The following is a 15,977-nucleotide window of genomic DNA, read 5'->3' on the forward strand; positions in this document are numbered from 1 at the left end:
TATAGGAAAAAACTGTTTTCTTCACAGAGAACCCTCACTACATTGCTAGTGTTTCGCTTCCGATACAAAAACAACTAAATGGAATTTTGCATGTTCAGACCTCCGTTTTTCGCACCGCTTGCCGGCTGCCTCTTATCACTGGCCTGCGCGCAGGCGTTCGCAGCCTCCTCACCGTATTCAACCATGGTCGTTTTCGGCGACAGCCTGGCCGATGCCGGTCAGTTCCCGGATGGCTCCAATGGCGCCACGCTACGCTTTACCAACCGCACCGGCCCGACCTTCCAGGGCGATTACGGCTTGGTTTCGTCGACTTTGCTCGGTTCCCGGCTAGGTGTTGCGCCAAACGACCTGAATGCCTCCACCTCGCCGGTTCGCGCGGCGCAAGGCTTGCCCGACGGCAACAACTGGGCAGTCGGCGGCTACCGTACCGACAACATCCTGGATTCCATTACCTCGGTCTCCAACGCGGCGATTCCGCCTGGCAACCCCGGTGGCGGTACGGTGTTGCGCAGTCGCCAGGGTTATCTGCCGGCAAACGGCGGGCGAGCCGACCCCAATGCGCTGTATTTCCTGTCCGGTGGCGGCAATGACTTCCTGCAGGGCCGCGTCCTCAGCCCAGGCCAGGCTGTTGCCGCCGGCGGGCGCCTGGCCGACAGTGCCCAAGTGCTGCAACAGGCCGGCGCGCGCTACATCATGGTGTGGATGCTGCCCGACCTGGGCCTGACTCCAGCCATCAACGGCACGCCGCTGCAGGCGTCGAGTTCGGCCCTGAGCAACCTCTTCAACCAGTCACTGGTGCAGCGCCTGTCTCAGATCGATGCGCAGATCATCCCGTTGAATATTCCGCTGCTGCTCAATGAAGCCTTCGCCAACCCGGCCCGCTTTGGCCTGGCGACCGGACAAAACCTCACCGGTACCTGTTTCAGCGGTAACAGCTGCACCGCCAACCCGACCTACGGCATTGGCGGCACCAGCCCGGACCCGACCAAGCTGATCTACAACGACTCGGTTCACCCCACCATCGCCGGGCAACGCTTGATCGCCGACTACGCCTATTCACTGCTTGCGGCGCCGTGGGAACTGACCTTGCTGCCGGAGATGGCCCAAGGCACGTTGCGCGCCCATCAGGACGAACTGCGCAACCAATGGCAGGCGGACAACGGCAAGTGGCAAGCCGTCGGCCAATGGCGTGCCATCGTGGCCGGTGGCGGCCAGCGCCTGAACTTCGATGATCAAAACAGCTCGGCCAGCGGCGACGGCAGTGGCTACAACCTGAATGTCGGGGGCAGCTACCGGCTCGACGAAAACTGGCGCGTAGGCGTGGCAGCCGGCCTGTATCGGCAGACGCTTGAAGCCGGCGCCAGCGATTCGGACTACAAGCTCAACAGCTACATGGGCACCGCTTTCGCCCAATACCAGCAAAACCATTGGTGGGCGGACGCGGCGTTGACCGGCGGCAAACTGGACTTCGACAGCCTCAAGCGCAAGTTCGCCCTGGGCGTCAGCGAAGGCTCCGAAAAAGGCGACACCGACGGCTGGCTCTGGGCCCTCAGCGGCCGCGTGGGTTACGACATTGCCGGCGCCGGCAGCGACTGGCACCTGTCACCGTTCGTCAGCGCCGACTATGCGCGGGTCGAGGTCGATGGCTATTCGGAAAAGGACAGCCGCTCCACCGCACTGACCTTTGACGATCAACAACGCGACTCCAAGCGTCTGGGCGTCGGCTTGCAGGGCAGCTATCGCGTCACGCCGCAAACCCAGGTGTTTGGCGAAGTGGCCCACGAGCATGAGTTCGAAAACGACACGCAGAGAGTGAAGATGTCGCTCAACAGCGTGCCAGGGATCGATTTCAAGCTGGACGGCTACACGCCACGCAGCAATTCGGATCGCTTGAGTCTGGGCGTCAGCCACAAGCTGACCCAGGAGCTGGCGTTACGGGCGGCGTATAACGTGAGCAAGGATGACAATTTGACCCAGCAAGGGGTGAGTGTGGGGGTGAGTCTGGATTTCTAAACTGCTTGTAAGATCAGCGAAAAACCAATGTGGGAGCGGGCTTGCTCGCGAAGGCGGTGTATCAGCGACACATCCAGTGACTGACACTCTGCCTTCGCGAGCAAGCCCGCTCCCACAGTTGGATCTACATCTGGCTTTAGTTCTGCGGGGTTTGCTCAGCCAACGCCACCGCCCGGAACATCGCACGGCGCTTGTTCAGGGTTTCTTCCCATTCCAGCGCCGGCACCGAGTCGGCCACAATCCCGCCACCCGCCTGTACATGCAGCTCACCGTCCTTGATCACCGCCGTACGAATCGCAATCGCGGTGTCCATGTTGCCGTTCCAGGCGAAATACCCCACGGCGCCGCCGTACACACCACGTTTGACTGGTTCGAGTTCGTCGATGATCTCCATCGCGCGAATCTTCGGCGCGCCCGACAAGGTGCCCGCTGGCAGAATCGCGCGCAGCGCGTCCATGGCGGTCAGGCCTTCCTTCAGCTCGCCGGTAACGTTGGAGACAATGTGCATCACGTTGGAATAGCGCTCGATGACCATCTTCTCGGTGAGCTTTACCGAGCCGATTTCCGAGACGCGGCCGGTGTCATTGCGGCCCAGATCGATGAGCATCAAGTGCTCGGCGATTTCCTTGTCGTCGCTCAGCAGGTCTTCTTCCAGCGCCAGGTCGGCCTCTTCGGTCGCGCCGCGTGGGCGTGTGCCGGCAATCGGGCGCACGGTGATGAGGTTGTCTTCGACGCGCACCAGCACTTCCGGCGAACTGCCCACCACGTGGAAGTCGCCGAAGTTGAAAAAGTACATGTACGGCGTCGGGTTGAAGCAACGCAGCGCGCGGTACAGGTCAATCGGTGCGGCCTTGAAGTCGATGGACATGCGTTGCGACGGCACTACCTGCATGCAGTCACCGGCGAGGATGTATTCCTTGATGGTATCCACCGCGCGCTCATAGTCATCCTGAGTAAAGCTGGAGCGGAACACCGGGTCGGCAGCCGGTGGACGGCTGAGGTCCAGGCCACGGCGCGGGGTGATCGGCTGGCGCAGTTTTTCCAGCAAGGCTTCAAGGCTGGCCTGGCCTTGCTCGAAGGCATCGGCCTGGGAAGGATCCGCCAGCACAATCGCGTGCATTTTGCCGGCGAGGTTGTCGAACACCACCACCGCGTCGGAGACCATCAGCAGAATGTCCGGCACGCCCAGCGGGTCCGGGTTCGGGCATTTGCCCAGGCGTTTTTCCACGTAGCGCACGCAGTCGTAGCCGAAGTAGCCCACCAGGCCGCCGTTGAAGCGTGGCAGGCCGGCGATGGTCGGCACGTTGTAGCGCGCCTTGAAGGCTTCGACGAAGGCCAGCGGGTCTTCAACGTCGTGGCTTTCGATCTCGACGCCATCGAGCGTGATGCTCACATGATGGTCGTGCACCCGCAGCACCGTGCGGCACGGCAGGCCGATGATCGAGTAACGGCCCCACTTCTCCCCGCCTTGTACCGATTCCAGCAGGTAGGAGTTGGGCTCGTCGGCCAGTTTCAGGTAGATCGACAGCGGCGTATCGAAGTCGGCCAGGGTTTCGCAGGCCAACGGGATACGGTTATAGCCGGCAGCGGCCAAACGCAGGAATTCTTCGCGGATCATGAGGTGCCTCGTGGCTTGAGGGTCAAACGGTCAGGTGTGCAAACGTGCCGCAGCGCGGCCAGGATCAGTCAGGCGCGCCAACGCCAGCGGGCCAGGGCCTTGATGACTTTCATCCAGAGTTTGCGAGTGACCACCACGATGGGGTTTCCAGAAGGGGTTGATTCGATGTCGGGCAACGTTATCTCAGCGCCCGCTCCCAAGCAACCGGGGATTAACAGACGCAGGTCATCAATCACCAGCGCCGGCGCTTCTTCGGCAATCGGTCGGCCATGGTTATAGCCGTAACTGAGCGCCACACACTGCACGCCCGCAGCTTTGGCGGCCAGCACATCACTGCGCGAGTCACCGACAAACAACGACTGGGAGGCCGGGATATTGGCCATTTTCATCACGAAGAACAGCGCCGCCGGGTCGGGTTTCTTCTGCGGCAACGTATCGCCACCGATGATCCAGCGGAAGTAACGGCCGATCTTCATGTGATCCAACAACGGCGCGACAAAACGCTCCGGTTTGTTGGTGATCAGGGCCATTTCCACGCCCTGCTTGTGCAGCCACTTGAGCGTGTCGCGTACGCCGGGGTAAACCACACTCAGCTCGTGGCCGTTTTCATAGGCCGCGTTGAACAATTCCAGGGCGTGCTCAGCCTCCACATCATCGACACCTTCGGCATCGATGTTGTTGGCCAAGGCCCGGCGCACCAGCATCTGCGCGCCGTTGCCGACCCACATGCGTACCGACTCGATCCCTGCAGGCTTGCGCCCCAGCTTGAGCAGCATCTGGTCCACCGCCGCTGCCAGGTCCGGCACCGAGTCGATCAAGGTACCGTCCAGATCGAACATCACCAGCCGTGGCAGCTTGCCGGGGAACAGCTGCTCAAAGCCGCTCATGGACGCGCCAGCGCCAGTTCGGCACGCATCGTGTCGATGACGGCCTGGTAGTCCGGCGCATTGAAGATCGCCGAACCGGCCACAAAGGTGTCGGCGCCGGCGGCAGCGATTTCACGGATATTGTTGACGTTGACCCCACCGTCGATTTCCAGGCGGATGTCACGGCCCGACGCATCGATCAGCGCGCGGGCTTCACGCAGTTTGTTCAGGGTGCCGGGAATGAATTTCTGCCCGCCAAAGCCTGGGTTGACGCTCATCAGCAAGACCATGTCGACCTTGTCCATCACGTACTCGAGCACGCTCAGCGGAGTGGCCGGGTTGAACACCAGGCCTGCCTTGCAGCCGCCTTCGCGGATCAGTTGCAGGGTGCGATCGACATGCAGCGTGGCTTCCGGGTGGAAGGTGATGTAAGTCGCGCCGGCCTCGATGAAGTCACCGACAATGCGGTCCACCGGGCTGACCATCAGGTGCGCATCGATTGGCGCGGTGATGCCGTACTTGCGCAGCGCCGCGCAGACCATCGGGCCGATGGTCAGGTTGGGCACGTAGTGATTGTCCATGACATCGAAGTGCACGAAGTCGGCGCCGGCGGCCAACACCTTGTCCACTTCTTCACCCAGGCGGGCGAAATCGGCGGAGAGAATCGATGGAGCGATAACGAAGGGCTGCATGACGCACCTTTTTTGAGCTAAATCACGATGGCGCGCATTGTATACCTCATGCTTTGCTGCGCGCACCGTGACCTAACTCAACGGTTAGTAAGCCGCTCGGTAGATTTTCTCGATATCCGCCGCGCTGAGCTTGCGCGGGTTGTTGCGCATCAAGCGTTCAATGCCCGCTGCTTCCGTGGCCATGGCAGGGATCGCGTCCTCGGGAACCCCGAAGCTGCGCAGGCCTGCCGGGATCTCCACTGCAGCGCACAGTCGCGTCATTGCCTCGACGGCCTGGTCGGCGGCATCGTTGACACTCAAGCTGCTGACATTCACGCCCATGGCCTGGGCAATGTCCTGCATGCGCTCCACACACGCCAATTTGTTCCAGTGCATCACATAGGGCAGCAACAGCGCGTTGCTCACGCCGTGGGCGATATTGAAACGCCCGCCCAGCGGGTACGCCAGGGCGTGCACGGCGCCGACCCCGGCATTGCCGAAGGCCATGCCGGCCATCAGGCTGGCGGTGGCCATGTCGTCGCGGGCCTGCAGATTGGCCGGGTTGGCGTAGGCTTTGGGCAGCGCGTTGGCGATCAGCTTGATCGCGCCAATCGCCAGGGCGTCGGTGATCGGCGAGGCATTCAGCGACAGGTAGGATTCGATGGCATGCACCAACGCATCCACGCCACTGGCGGCGGTGACACTGCGCGGGCACGTGAGGGTCATTTGCGGGCTGATCAGCGCGACATCCGGCAGCAAGTAATCGCTGACGATGCCCTTTTTCAACTGTGCCGCCTTGTCGGAGAGGATCGCCACATTGGTCACCTCCGAGCCGGTGCCGGCCGTGGTCGGGATGGCAATCAGCGGCGGGCCTTTGCGCGGCACCTGGTCGACGCCGAACAAATCCGCCAGCGCGCCGTGATAACCGGCATAGGCCGCGACGCTCTTGGCAATGTCGATGGCACTGCCACCGCCCACGCCGATCAAGCCGTCATGCCCGCCTTCGCGGTACACGCGCATGCAGTCTTCGACGATGGCGATTTCCGGGTCGGGCAGCACGCGGTCGAAAATTTCATAGGTACGCTCGCCCACGTGTTCGAGCGCCAGCGCCACGGTGCCGGACTTGACCAGCGCGGCGTCGGTGACAATCAGCGGGTTATCCACATCCAGGCGCGTGAGCTCAAAGGCCAGCTGTTCGATGGCGCCAGCGCCGGTCAGCAGTTTGTGGGCGATCTTGAATGAGGAAGTACTCATGTGCGCGGCCTCTTATTAATGATGGGCTGGCACAAGAGTAGCTGGGTATTTTGGGTTGCCTAGCATTCAGGGTCTGAATGGTTATTCCCGACTCAACACATAACCAATGTGGGAGCGGGCTTGCTCGCGAATGCGGTAGGTCAGTCAGTGTATGTGTTACTGATCGACCGCATTCGCGAGCAAGCCCGCTCCCACATTTTGATCTCCTCTGGGCTTTAGACCTGGGCGGTACGCAGTTTTTCGCTACGGCCGCGCAGCCATTCAAGCGTCAGCAACAGCAGCACCGAGAAGGCAATCAACAGCGTGGCCGCTGCAGCAATCGTCGGGCTGAGGTTTTCGCGGATGCCGCTGAACATCTGCCGCGGCAAGGTCGCTTGCTCAGGGCCGGCAAGAAACAGCGTCACTACGACCTCGTCAAACGAGGTGGAAAAGGCAAACAGCGCCCCGGAAATAACCCCCGGCGCGATCAGCGGCAAGGTGACCCGGCGGAACGCGGTCAGCGGCGAAGCGCCCAGGCTGGCCGCCGCCCGCACCAGGTTATGGTTGAAGCCCTGCAACGTCGCCGACACGGTAATGATCACAAACGGCACGCCCAGCACCGCGTGCACCACAATCAACGAGAAGAAGCTGTTGCCCAGCCCCAACGGCGCAAAGAACAAGTAACTGGCCACACCGATGATCACCACCGGCACCACCATCGGCGAAATCACCAGGGCCATCACCAGCGCCTTGCCGGGGAAATTGCCGCGCGTCAGGCCAATCGCCGCCAGCGTGCCGAAGACCATGGCCAGCACCGTGGCGGCCGGGGCGACGATGATGCTGTTCTTCAGCGCGCGCATCCATTCGGCCGAGGCGAAGAAATCCTGATACCAGTGCAGCGAGAAGCCTTGCAGCGGGTACACCAGGAAACTGCCGCTGTTGAACGACAGCGGGATAATCACCAACACCGGCAAAATCAGAAACAGCAGGATCAAGCCGCACAGGATCCGCAAGCTGTAGAACCACACCCGCTCCACCGGTGACATATAAGGGCTCAGCATCGCAAGGTCTCCTCAGCTCAGGCGCAGGCGACTGGCGCCCACCAACCGGTTATAGATCAGGTACAGCACCACAGTCGCCAGCAGCAACAAACCGCCCAAGGCCGTGGCCATGCCCCAGTTGATGCTGGTGTTGGTGTAGAACGCGACGAAGTAGCTGACCATCTGGTCGTTCGGGCTGCCGAGCAGCGCCGGGGTGATGTAGTAACCAATCGCCAGGATGAACACCAGCAGGCAACCGGCGCCCACCCCGGCGTAGGTCTGCGGGAAGTACACGCGCCAGAAGCTGGCGAACGGGTGGCAACCCAGAGAAATCGCCGCGCGCATGTAGGTGGGCGAGATGCCTTTCATCACGCTGTAGATCGGCAGAATCATGAACGGCAACAGGATGTGCACCATCGAGATGTACACCCCGGTGCGGTTGAACACCAACTCCAAAGGCTGATCGATCAGGCCCATGCCCATGAGTGCGCTGTTGATCAGCCCGCCGGACTGCAGCAACACGATCCACGCCGCCACCCGCACCAGAATCGAGGTCCAGAACGGCAACAGCACCAGGATCATCAGCAGGTTGCTTTTACGAGCCGGCAGGTTGGCCAGCAGGTAGGCCAATGGATACGCCAGCAGCAGGCAGACAAAGGTGATCACCAGGCCCATCCAGAACGTGCGGGCAAAGATGTCCAGGTAGATCGCCTGATCAGGCGTGGCCGGGGCCACTTCGCCGAGGTCGTCAATGCGGTGATCGACCGCCGCCAGCAGGTAGTACGGCGTAAGGCTGCTGGTGTTGCGCCGGATCGCCTGCCAGTACGCCGGATCGCCCCAGCGTTCGTCGAGGCCTTCCAGCGCTTCTTTATAAGAGCCAGGCGCTTCGGTAAAAGGCAGCGCCCGCGCGGTTTTGGTCAGCAGGCTACGGTAGCCGGCCAGTTCCATGTTCAAGCGTTTGGACAGATCGCCCAAGGTCTGGTTTTTGCGCGCTTCGCCCAGGTCTTCGCTGAGCGCCTGGTAGACCGGCTCACCCGGCAGACCACGACCGTCCCAGGTCTTGACCGCCACCACGGTACGCGGCAAACCGCCTACCACTTCCGGGTTGCCGACGCTCTTGTAGAGCAGCGCAACAATCGGCACCAGAAACACCAGCAGCAAAAACAGCACCAGCGGCGCAATCAAGGCCTGGGCCTTCCAGCGGTTGAGCCGCTCGGCACGCGCCAGGCGCTGCTTGAGGGTGGGGCTGGGAATGGCGATAACCATGGCAAACTCCGGAACTTGAAATGAAAGCACTCTGCCCAACACAGCGAATCTCACATGGGAACGGGCTTGTGTGGGAGCGGGCTTGCTCGCGAATGCGGTGGATCAGTCGCCTCAAGTGTTGACTGTCACACTGCATTCGCGAGCAAGCCCGCTCCCACACTTACCGGTTCCCACAAGGATTTAGCGGTGTTGCTGGTTACTTGGCCGCCCACGAATTGAAGCGCTGCTCCAACTGCTCGCCGTTATCCGCCCAGAAGCTCACGTCGATCTGCACCTGGTTGGCAATGTTCTCCGGCGTGGTCGGCATGTCTTTGAGCACATCCTTGGCCAGCAACGGCACGGCCTGGGTGTTGGCCGGGCCGTAGGCGATGTTTTCCGAGTAGGTCTTCTGCTGCTGCGGCTGTACCGAGAAAGCGATGAACTTCTTCGCCGCTTCGGCACGGTCCTTGGCCAGCCCCTTGGGAATGGCCCAGGCATCGAAGTCGTAGATGCCGCCGTTCCACACCACTTTCAGGTTGCTTTCTTTTTGCACGGCAGCAATGCGGCCGTTGTAGGCCGAGCTCATCACCACGTCACCCGAGGCGAGGTACTGCGGCGGTTGTGCGCCGGCCTCCCACCACTGGATCGACGGCTTGAGCTCGTCGAGCTTTTTGAACGCGCGGTCCTGGCCATCTTTGCCGGCCAGCACTTTGTACACGTCCTTCGGCGCCACGCCATCAGCCATCAAGGCGAATTCCAGGGTGTACTTGGCGCCCTTGCGCAGGCCGCGCTTGCCCGGGAATTTCTTGGTATCCCAGAAATCCGCCCAGCTGGTCGGTGCAGTGGCCAGTTTGTCGGCGTTGTAGGCCAGCACGGTGGACCACACAAAGAAGCCCACACCGCACGGCTGGATCGCGCCCTTCACGTAGTCCGCGCTATTGCCGAACAGCTTCGGGTCGAGGGGCTCGAACATGTCTTCGTCGCAGCCACGCGACAGTTCCGGCGATTCCACTTCCACCAGGTCCCAGGACACGCTCTTGGTGTCGACCATGGCTTTGACCTTGGCCATTTCACCGTTGTACTCACCGGCGACGATCTTGCCGTTGCCCGCGCTTTCCCACGGTGCGTAGAAGGCTTTGACCTGGGCCGCCTTGTTCGCGCCGCCAAAGGACACGACCGTCAGGTCCGGGCCTGCCATGGCCTGTGTCGCGCCCATCAAGCCGATGACCAGGGCGGAATATTTAAGGGATCTCAACATTGTTGTTCTCTCCACGTGCAGGGTTGGTGAAGCCATGGGGCGATCAATTCGCCTCTAGAAGTGGGTCGAGTGCGCGAACGTGCTCGACTTGCCAGCCAATCGGTACCACGTCGCCGACCGCCAGGGCTGGGTCCAGCTCGGCAATAGGTTGTTTCACAAAAAAATCGGTCTTGCCGCAGACTTCCAGGCGCACACGCACGTGGTCGCCCAGGTAGATGAACTCGGCCACGCGCCCGGAGAAGCGGTTCACGCAGGATTCGCTGGAGCCATTGAGGCTGACGCGCTCCGGGCGCACCGACAACGTCACCGGCCCGCCGAGCTGGCCGACATTCACCGCCAGCGCCTCGACCTTTTCACCGCGCGCCAGCTCCACCACGCAACGCTCGCCTGTGTGGCTGTGCAGGCGGCCATTGAGGCGGTTGTTCTCGCCGATAAAGTTGGCCACAAAGGTGTTTTTCGGTTCTTCGTACAAGGTGCGCGGCGCGGCAATCTGCTGGATCTCGCCCTGGTGGAACACCGCCACGCGGTCGGACATGGTCAGCGCTTCGCCCTGGTCGTGGGTCACGTACACCACGGTGACGCCCAGGCGCTGGTGCAGGTGCTTGATCTCCATCTGCATGTGTTCGCGCAGTTGCTTGTCGAGGGCGCCGAGGGGTTCGTCCATCAGCACCAGTTGAGGTTCGAACACCAGCGCTCGCGCCAAGGCCACGCGCTGTTGCTGGCCGCCGGAGAGTTGCGCCGGGTAACGCTGGGCGAAGGCATCGAGCTGAACCATGCTCAGCACCCGTTTGACCCGCTCGCTGACGTCGGTCTTGCTCAAGCCGCGCACCGACAGCGGGAAGGCCAGGTTCTCGGCGACGGTCATGTGCGGGAACAGCGCGTAGTTCTGGAACACCATGCCGATGTCGCGTTTGTGCGGCGGCACGTTGTTGATGGAGCGCCCGGCCAGCAGGATTTCCCCTGCAGTCGGGGTCTCGAAACCGGCGAGCATCATCAGGCTGGTGGTCTTGCCTGAACCAGACGGCCCGAGCAGGGTGAGGAACTCGCCCTTGCGAATCTCCAGGTTGAGGTCTTTGACGATCAGGTTCTCGCCGTCGTAGCTCTTCTGCACGCCACGAAAGCTGACCAGCACATCATTTGAATCCACCTCGCTCATACCCACACCTTTTGTTTTGGACGGCTGTGGCACAAGCGTAGTCCAGGCGCGAGGCCCCGGAAATCGGGGGCCAGGAGAGATTTACATCAGCAGGATGGAAGGTTCGGGGTAGGGATTGCCCTACACCGATGGCGGGGATGGGACAGGGCCGCTACAAGGGGCTGGCTACAAGCGGCAAGAATGGGCGCGGCGGTATTTTCGCGGTGTCGTTATTGGGCATGCCGCCTGCCACCGATCATTCTCACGCTGCGCGTGGAAATCATCATGGGTCACAACAGTTTGTGTTCCATGGCGTACTTCACCAACTCAGCCAATGAGGTGATGTTGAGCTTTTGCATCAACCGCGCCTTGTGGGTGCTGATGGTCTTGCTGCTCAGCGCCAACTGCTGGGCGATGTCATTGACGTTAGCGCCCTGGGCCAGGCGCTCGAACACCGAGAATTCACGCTCCGACAGCAGCGAATGCAGCGGCCGCGCATCGGTGAGGCCGACCTCAAAGACCATACGGTCGGCCAGGTCCGGGTCGATGTAACGCCCGCCCGCCGCGACTTTGCGAATCGCCGTCAGCAGCAGCGCCGGATCACTGTCCTTGGTGGCGTACCCCGCCGCGCCGACTTTCAAGGCGCGGGCGGCCATCTGCGCTTCATCGTGCATCGACAGCACCAGAATCGCCGGCGGATTGTGCAGCGCGCGGATGCGCGCAATCGCTTCCAGGCCATTCACGCCAGGCATCGAGATATCCAGCAACACCACCTCGCACGCGACATGGCGCAAGGTCTCCAGCAATTGCTCGCCATTGCTGGCCTCGCCGACCACCAGCAGGTCTTTGGCCAGGCCGATCAATTGCTTGATGCCTTCACGGACGATGGTGTGGTCTTCGGCTACCAATACGCGAATCACAGGGGCTTCCTCTTGTGGTTATGCATCCAACGGCACCGTGACACTCAAGGTGGTGCCCTCCCCCGGTTCGCTGTGCAGGCTCAGTTGCCCGCCCATCATCAGCACGCGCTCGCGCATGCCGACGACGCCAAAGGAGACCGGCCGGCCTTGGGTTTCGACGAACCCGACGCCGTCATCGCTGATGGTCAACCGCAGGTCGGCGCCCTCCACGCTCAAGGTCAGCTCGACAGTATGCGCCTGGGCATGGCGCATCACATTGGTCAGCGCCTCCTGCAGGATGCGGAACAGGCCGATGGCCTTGGCATCGCTCAGGGCCGGCAGGTTTTCCGGGACTTGTACCAGGCAGGGAATGTGGGTGCGGGCCTCGAAGCGCCGGGCTTGCCATTCGATGGCCGAAGCGATGCCGGCGTCAAGAATCGGCGGGCGCAGCGCGGTCGCCACATCGCGTACGAGCTGGAACAACTGCGCGATCAGGCGCTTCATGCTGTTCAAGCGCTCGTTCAGGCCTGGGTCCAGTTGGGCATAGGCCAGCTCGCACATCGAGGTTTCCAGCTTGAGTACCGTGAGCATCTGCCCGAGTTCGTCGTGCACCTCACGGGCGATACGCGCCTTTTCTTCTTCGCGCACGGTTTCCAAGTGGGCCGACAGCTCGCGCAGTTGTGTTTCGCTTTGCTGCAAGGCGGCCACATAACGGCGGCGCTCGGTGACGTCATTCAGGTAGACCACCAGGTATTCGGCATCGGCAAAGCGCAGGAAACTCAACGACACGTCGGCCGGCAGGATGCTGCCGTCGGCGCGCACGCAATCGGTCGCGAAGGTTTGCGGGCCTTCCTCGCTGGCACGCGCGCGCTTCCACACATTGAGCCAGCGGTCCATGTTCAGGGTCGGGTCGAAATCGATCAGCGGTCGCTCGATCAGCGCGCCCGGCCCATAGCCCAGCATGGTTTCGGCGGCGCGGTTGGCGTAACGCACATGGCTGTCCCAATTGACCCACAGGATGCCGACGGTGCTTTGATCGATGGAGAACTGCGTCAGGCGCAAGGCCTCGGCGCCGGCAGCGCGTGCGGCACTTTCTTCACGGGCAGCCAGCAGGTGATGTTCGAGCACGCGCTGGTGACGGCGTTGCCAGAACACCACTACGAGGCTGGCGAGCAAGAACATCGCCAAGAGCAGACTGAGGTTTTGCCACAGGCCCGGCGATTGTGTCAGTTGCGGGTATTTAGGTTGCAGCCAGCGGCTGTGCAATTGGTCGAGGTCGCGGGCCGGTATCGCGCGCAACGCGCTTTGCATGATGCCCGCAAGCTCCGGCCATTCGCGGCGGGTGGCCACGCGCAGTAATTGCGGCAGGCCGATGTCGCCGACCACCGTCAGCCCGGCAAACTCGGCCTCACCGGACAAGCGGCTCAATTGCGCCTCATCCACCACGGCATAACGCGCCTGCTGGCTCACCAGCAATTGCAGGGCCTGGCGCTCCATGGGCACGCCTTGCAGGTTGAGGTTGGGATAGTTGCTGCGCAGGTAATCGGCCACCGTGCTGGGCATGCGTACGGCAACGCGAGAAAGCTCGTCGAGTTTTTCCAGCTCTACCGCGCCGCCGCCTTCGCGGATGCCGACGATATGCTGGGGCACGCGCATATAAGGGTCGCTGAATAACCACAGGCGCAAGCCGGCCGGTGTTTGCTGCAGGCCGGGGGCGATATCCACCTCGCCGTCGCGCACAGCAGCGTCCAATTGCTCTTGGCTGGGGAAGTTGCGCCAGGTCAGCTCGGTGTTCAGCGCCTTGGCCAACCATTGCATCAGCTCGACATTGGCCCCGGACAAGCGCTGCAGGCGCCGATCGTATTGCGCGTACGGCGCCTGCAATACCAGGCCCACGCGCAGCTCCGGATGCTGGGCCAGCCACTCACGCTGCTGCGCATTGAGCGGCGCCTGCGGTATGGCAGGCGCGGGCGCAGCCTTCGCCATCAAGGCAAAGCACAAACCGCCGATAACCAGCAGACAGCGAAAACCCATGATCCACGTCTCACATCACTGACAAATACTGACCAACCCATTAGGCTGCTGGAATCACTTCTGGCCGGGAATTAACGATGCCCTTTATCCACCGTTCGGCACTGCCAGCATTGTGCCTGTCGCTGCTATTTACCAGCGCCTTTTCTGTGCAGGCCGCCGACGCGCCTGCACCCGCCGCCGAAAAACCGGCTGAACGCCAACCCCTGCCCGAGCGCAGCCAAGAAGAAGCCAGTGCCCTGGAGCGTCAGGTTCCGCAACAGGAACAGCAACAATTGCAGGCCGGCAGCGATTCATTCCTGGCCCTGTGGAAGCCGGCCAACAGCGCCGAGCCCGAAGGCGTGGTGATTATCGTGCCGGGCGCCGGGGAAAGCGCTGACTGGCCGCAAGCAATCGCACCGTTGCGGCGCAAATTACCCGACGCCAACTGGGCCACGCTGAGCCTGTCGCTGCCGGACGTGAACGTCGACACCTTGCCGCCACGCGTCCTGGAATCGCCCAAGGCCGCCGTCGATACCAGCAGCAAAGACGGCAGCACCGCGGCCAAACCCATCGAGCAAGCCGCCAGCGCCGAAGCCGAAGGCACCGACCCTGCGGTAGTGCCGGGCGCCGATGAACAAGACAAGACCGACGCCAAACGCATCTTCGACCGCATCGATGCCTCCGTCGCCTTTGCCCAGACCCAGAGCGCACGCAGCGTGGTGCTGCTCGGCCACGGCACGGGCGCCTGGTGGGCGGCGCGTTACCTGAGCGAGAAACAACCGTCCCAGGTGCAAAAGCTGGTGATGGTGGCAGGCAAGACGCCGGCGGCCAGGCAGCCAGACCTGCAACAATTGGCCCCGGCGTTGAAAGTGCCAACGGCGGATGTTTTTTACCAGGACGGCGCTCAGGAGCGTAAAAACGCACTGGCCCGCATCCAGGCCGCCAAGCGTGGGAAGAATGCCGGCTATAAACAGGTGTCACTCAAGACCTTGCCCGGCAACAGTTCGGCTGAGCAGGAACAGTTGTATCGGCGGGTTCGCGGGTGGTTGAGCCCTCAGACTGCTGCTGAGTAACCTTGATCTGATAACCCAATCAACTGTGGAAACTGGCTTGCCTGCGATAGCGGGCTGTAGGTGACAACTGTTTAGCTGACACACCGCTATCGCCGGCAAGCCAGCGCCCACACGAATGGAGTTGGCAACTCGGGATTTGTACTGGTTAGCGAAAATCCCGGCGCTCGCGAATCAACGCATAAGCGTTATGCAGCTCACGGGTTCGCTCGGTCGCTTCGCGCACCTGTGCGGCGCTGGCGCCAGTGCCGGCAATCTTGTCCGGGTGGTGGCGACTGAGCAGGCGGCGATAGGCGCGTTTGATCACACTCGGTTCGCTGGTGGACGTGACTCCCAAAATTCGCATCGCGTCCTGATAGGCGCCCGCACGATTGGCCAACGGCTTGCGCTCCTGCACGTAATCGGCAGCCAGCGCCTGCAGCTGTTGCGGCGTCCAGCCGAGCCATTTGCCCCACAGGTCGATCAAGTCGCGCTCGGCGTTATCCACCTTGCCGTCCGCCCAGGCCATGCGCCAACAGGCGCGCAGTAAACCCTCTGCGGCATGGGGCTGGGCCTTGAGCACGCGCAGGTAATTGCGCACTCGGTCGGAACCGGACTTGCCTCGATTGAACGCGGTAATCGCCCGGCGCTGGGCCGACTCGGTCATGTCCAGCGCACGCATCTCCTGGCGCGCCTGCTGGATATGCCCATCCACCACGCGGCCATTGCTCTTGGCCAGGCGCCCCAACAGCACGAACAGCAGTTCGTCATTGCGCAACGCCGGGCGCCCGCCCAGCCGCTCGCGCAGTTGCGCCCAACTTTGCAGCTGAAGGCGGCGATCCAGCGCCTGCCCCAGCAATGCCCCCAACAAGGCCCCCGGAATACTGGCAATGGCAAAGCCAGCCCCGGCACCGATCAGTGTCCCTGGCCACAACAT

General features: G+C 62.2%; 13 protein-coding genes. 2 read left to right on the top strand and 11 right to left on the bottom strand.

The genetic code is table 11. The annotated features are described in order from the left end of the window. Positions 1-90 precede the first annotated feature (90 nt). Positions 91-2,013 (top strand): esterase EstP, encoded by a 1,923-nt coding sequence (gene estP / locus C4J83_RS27405; RefSeq protein ID WP_124418582.1) that lies wholly within the window; start codon positions 91-93, stop codon positions 2,011-2,013. A gap of 136 nt (positions 2,014-2,149) precedes the next feature. On the opposite strand, the gene trpE is transcribed toward estP, so the two are convergent. The 10 genes from trpE to C4J83_RS27455 form a co-directional block, all read right to left on the bottom strand. Beyond that, complete coding sequence (gene trpE / locus C4J83_RS27410; RefSeq protein WP_106575504.1) at positions 2,150-3,631, bottom strand: anthranilate synthase component I; 1,482 nt, start codon at positions 3,629-3,631, stop codon at positions 2,150-2,152. A gap of 68 nt (positions 3,632-3,699) precedes the next feature. Continuing rightward, a complete protein-coding gene (locus C4J83_RS27415; protein WP_106575505.1) occupies positions 3,700-4,518 on the bottom strand; it encodes a phosphoglycolate phosphatase in 819 nt (272 codons plus the stop codon). Next, on the bottom strand, positions 4,515-5,189 hold the full coding sequence (gene rpe / locus C4J83_RS27420; protein WP_106575506.1) for a ribulose-phosphate 3-epimerase: 675 nt from the start codon (positions 5,187-5,189) through the stop codon (positions 4,515-4,517). The genes C4J83_RS27415 and rpe overlap by 4 nt, the downstream gene beginning before the upstream one ends. A gap of 84 nt (positions 5,190-5,273) precedes the next feature. Next, positions 5,274-6,422 carry an iron-containing alcohol dehydrogenase gene (locus C4J83_RS27425; RefSeq protein ID WP_106575507.1) on the bottom strand — a complete coding sequence of 383 codons (1,149 nt, stop codon included), beginning with the start codon at positions 6,420-6,422 and terminating at the stop codon, positions 5,274-5,276. A 215-nt stretch (positions 6,423-6,637) separates the two neighbouring features. Continuing rightward, positions 6,638-7,462 carry an ABC transporter permease gene (locus C4J83_RS27430; RefSeq protein WP_028618151.1) on the bottom strand — a complete coding sequence of 275 codons (825 nt, stop codon included), beginning with the start codon at positions 7,460-7,462 and terminating at the stop codon, positions 6,638-6,640. A gap of 12 nt (positions 7,463-7,474) precedes the next feature. Next, a complete protein-coding gene (locus tag C4J83_RS27435; RefSeq protein WP_106575508.1) occupies positions 7,475-8,707 on the bottom strand; it encodes an ABC transporter permease in 1,233 nt (410 codons plus the stop codon). Between the two features lie 196 nt (positions 8,708-8,903). Then, positions 8,904-9,944 carry an ABC transporter substrate-binding protein gene (locus C4J83_RS27440; RefSeq protein WP_106575509.1) on the bottom strand — a complete coding sequence of 347 codons (1,041 nt, stop codon included), beginning with the start codon at positions 9,942-9,944 and terminating at the stop codon, positions 8,904-8,906. A gap of 43 nt (positions 9,945-9,987) precedes the next feature. Beyond that, positions 9,988-11,100, bottom strand: a complete 1,113-nt coding sequence (locus C4J83_RS27445; RefSeq protein ID WP_106575510.1) for an ABC transporter ATP-binding protein — start codon at positions 11,098-11,100, stop codon at positions 9,988-9,990. 269 nt (positions 11,101-11,369) lie between these two features. Further along, entirely contained in the window at positions 11,370-11,999 is a 630-nt protein-coding gene (locus C4J83_RS27450; RefSeq protein WP_106575511.1) for a response regulator, read from the bottom strand. Between the two features lie 18 nt (positions 12,000-12,017). After that, the gene (locus tag C4J83_RS27455; RefSeq protein ID WP_124418583.1) at positions 12,018-14,012 is read right to left on the bottom strand and encodes a PAS domain-containing sensor histidine kinase; all 1,995 of its coding nucleotides are present in this window, start codon (positions 14,010-14,012) and stop codon (positions 12,018-12,020) included. Between the two features lie 77 nt (positions 14,013-14,089). Between C4J83_RS27455 and C4J83_RS27460 the strand changes: the two genes are divergently transcribed. After that, positions 14,090-15,064, top strand: a complete 975-nt coding sequence (locus C4J83_RS27460; protein WP_124418584.1) for an alpha/beta hydrolase family protein — start codon at positions 14,090-14,092, stop codon at positions 15,062-15,064. A 145-nt stretch (positions 15,065-15,209) separates the two neighbouring features. Here the strand turns inward: C4J83_RS27460 and C4J83_RS27465 are convergent, their stop codons facing one another. Then, positions 15,210-15,977 (bottom strand): TerB family tellurite resistance protein, encoded by a 768-nt coding sequence (locus C4J83_RS27465; RefSeq protein WP_119737688.1) that lies wholly within the window; start codon positions 15,975-15,977, stop codon positions 15,210-15,212.

It is taken from the genome of Pseudomonas sp. LBUM920, from assembly GCF_003852315.1.
Classification (GTDB): domain Bacteria; phylum Pseudomonadota; class Gammaproteobacteria; order Pseudomonadales; family Pseudomonadaceae; genus Aquipseudomonas.

Bases quoted from the DNA above. Each gene is read 5' to 3' on its own strand.
- estP (WP_124418582.1), top strand. From the start codon at position 91: ATGTTCAGACCTCCGTTTTTCGCACCGCTTGCCGGCTGCCTCTTATCA.
- trpE (WP_106575504.1), bottom strand. From the start codon at position 3,631: ATGATCCGCGAAGAATTCCTGCGTTTGGCCGCTGCCGGCTATAACCGT.
- C4J83_RS27415 (WP_106575505.1), bottom strand. From the start codon at position 4,518: ATGAGCGGCTTTGAGCAGCTGTTCCCCGGCAAGCTGCCACGGCTGGTG.
- rpe (WP_106575506.1), bottom strand. From the start codon at position 5,189: ATGCAGCCCTTCGTTATCGCTCCATCGATTCTCTCCGCCGATTTCGCC.
- C4J83_RS27425 (WP_106575507.1), bottom strand. From the start codon at position 6,422: ATGAGTACTTCCTCATTCAAGATCGCCCACAAACTGCTGACCGGCGCT.
- C4J83_RS27430 (WP_028618151.1), bottom strand. From the start codon at position 7,462: ATGCTGAGCCCTTATATGTCACCGGTGGAGCGGGTGTGGTTCTACAGC.
- C4J83_RS27435 (WP_106575508.1), bottom strand. From the start codon at position 8,707: ATGGTTATCGCCATTCCCAGCCCCACCCTCAAGCAGCGCCTGGCGCGT.
- C4J83_RS27440 (WP_106575509.1), bottom strand. From the start codon at position 9,944: ATGTTGAGATCCCTTAAATATTCCGCCCTGGTCATCGGCTTGATGGGC.
- C4J83_RS27445 (WP_106575510.1), bottom strand. From the start codon at position 11,100: ATGAGCGAGGTGGATTCAAATGATGTGCTGGTCAGCTTTCGTGGCGTG.
- C4J83_RS27455 (WP_124418583.1), bottom strand. From the start codon at position 14,012: ATGGGTTTTCGCTGTCTGCTGGTTATCGGCGGTTTGTGCTTTGCCTTG.
- C4J83_RS27460 (WP_124418584.1), top strand. From the start codon at position 14,090: ATGCCCTTTATCCACCGTTCGGCACTGCCAGCATTGTGCCTGTCGCTG.
- C4J83_RS27465 (WP_119737688.1), bottom strand. From the start codon at position 15,977: ATGTTGTGGCCAGGGACACTGATCGGTGCCGGGGCTGGCTTTGCCATT.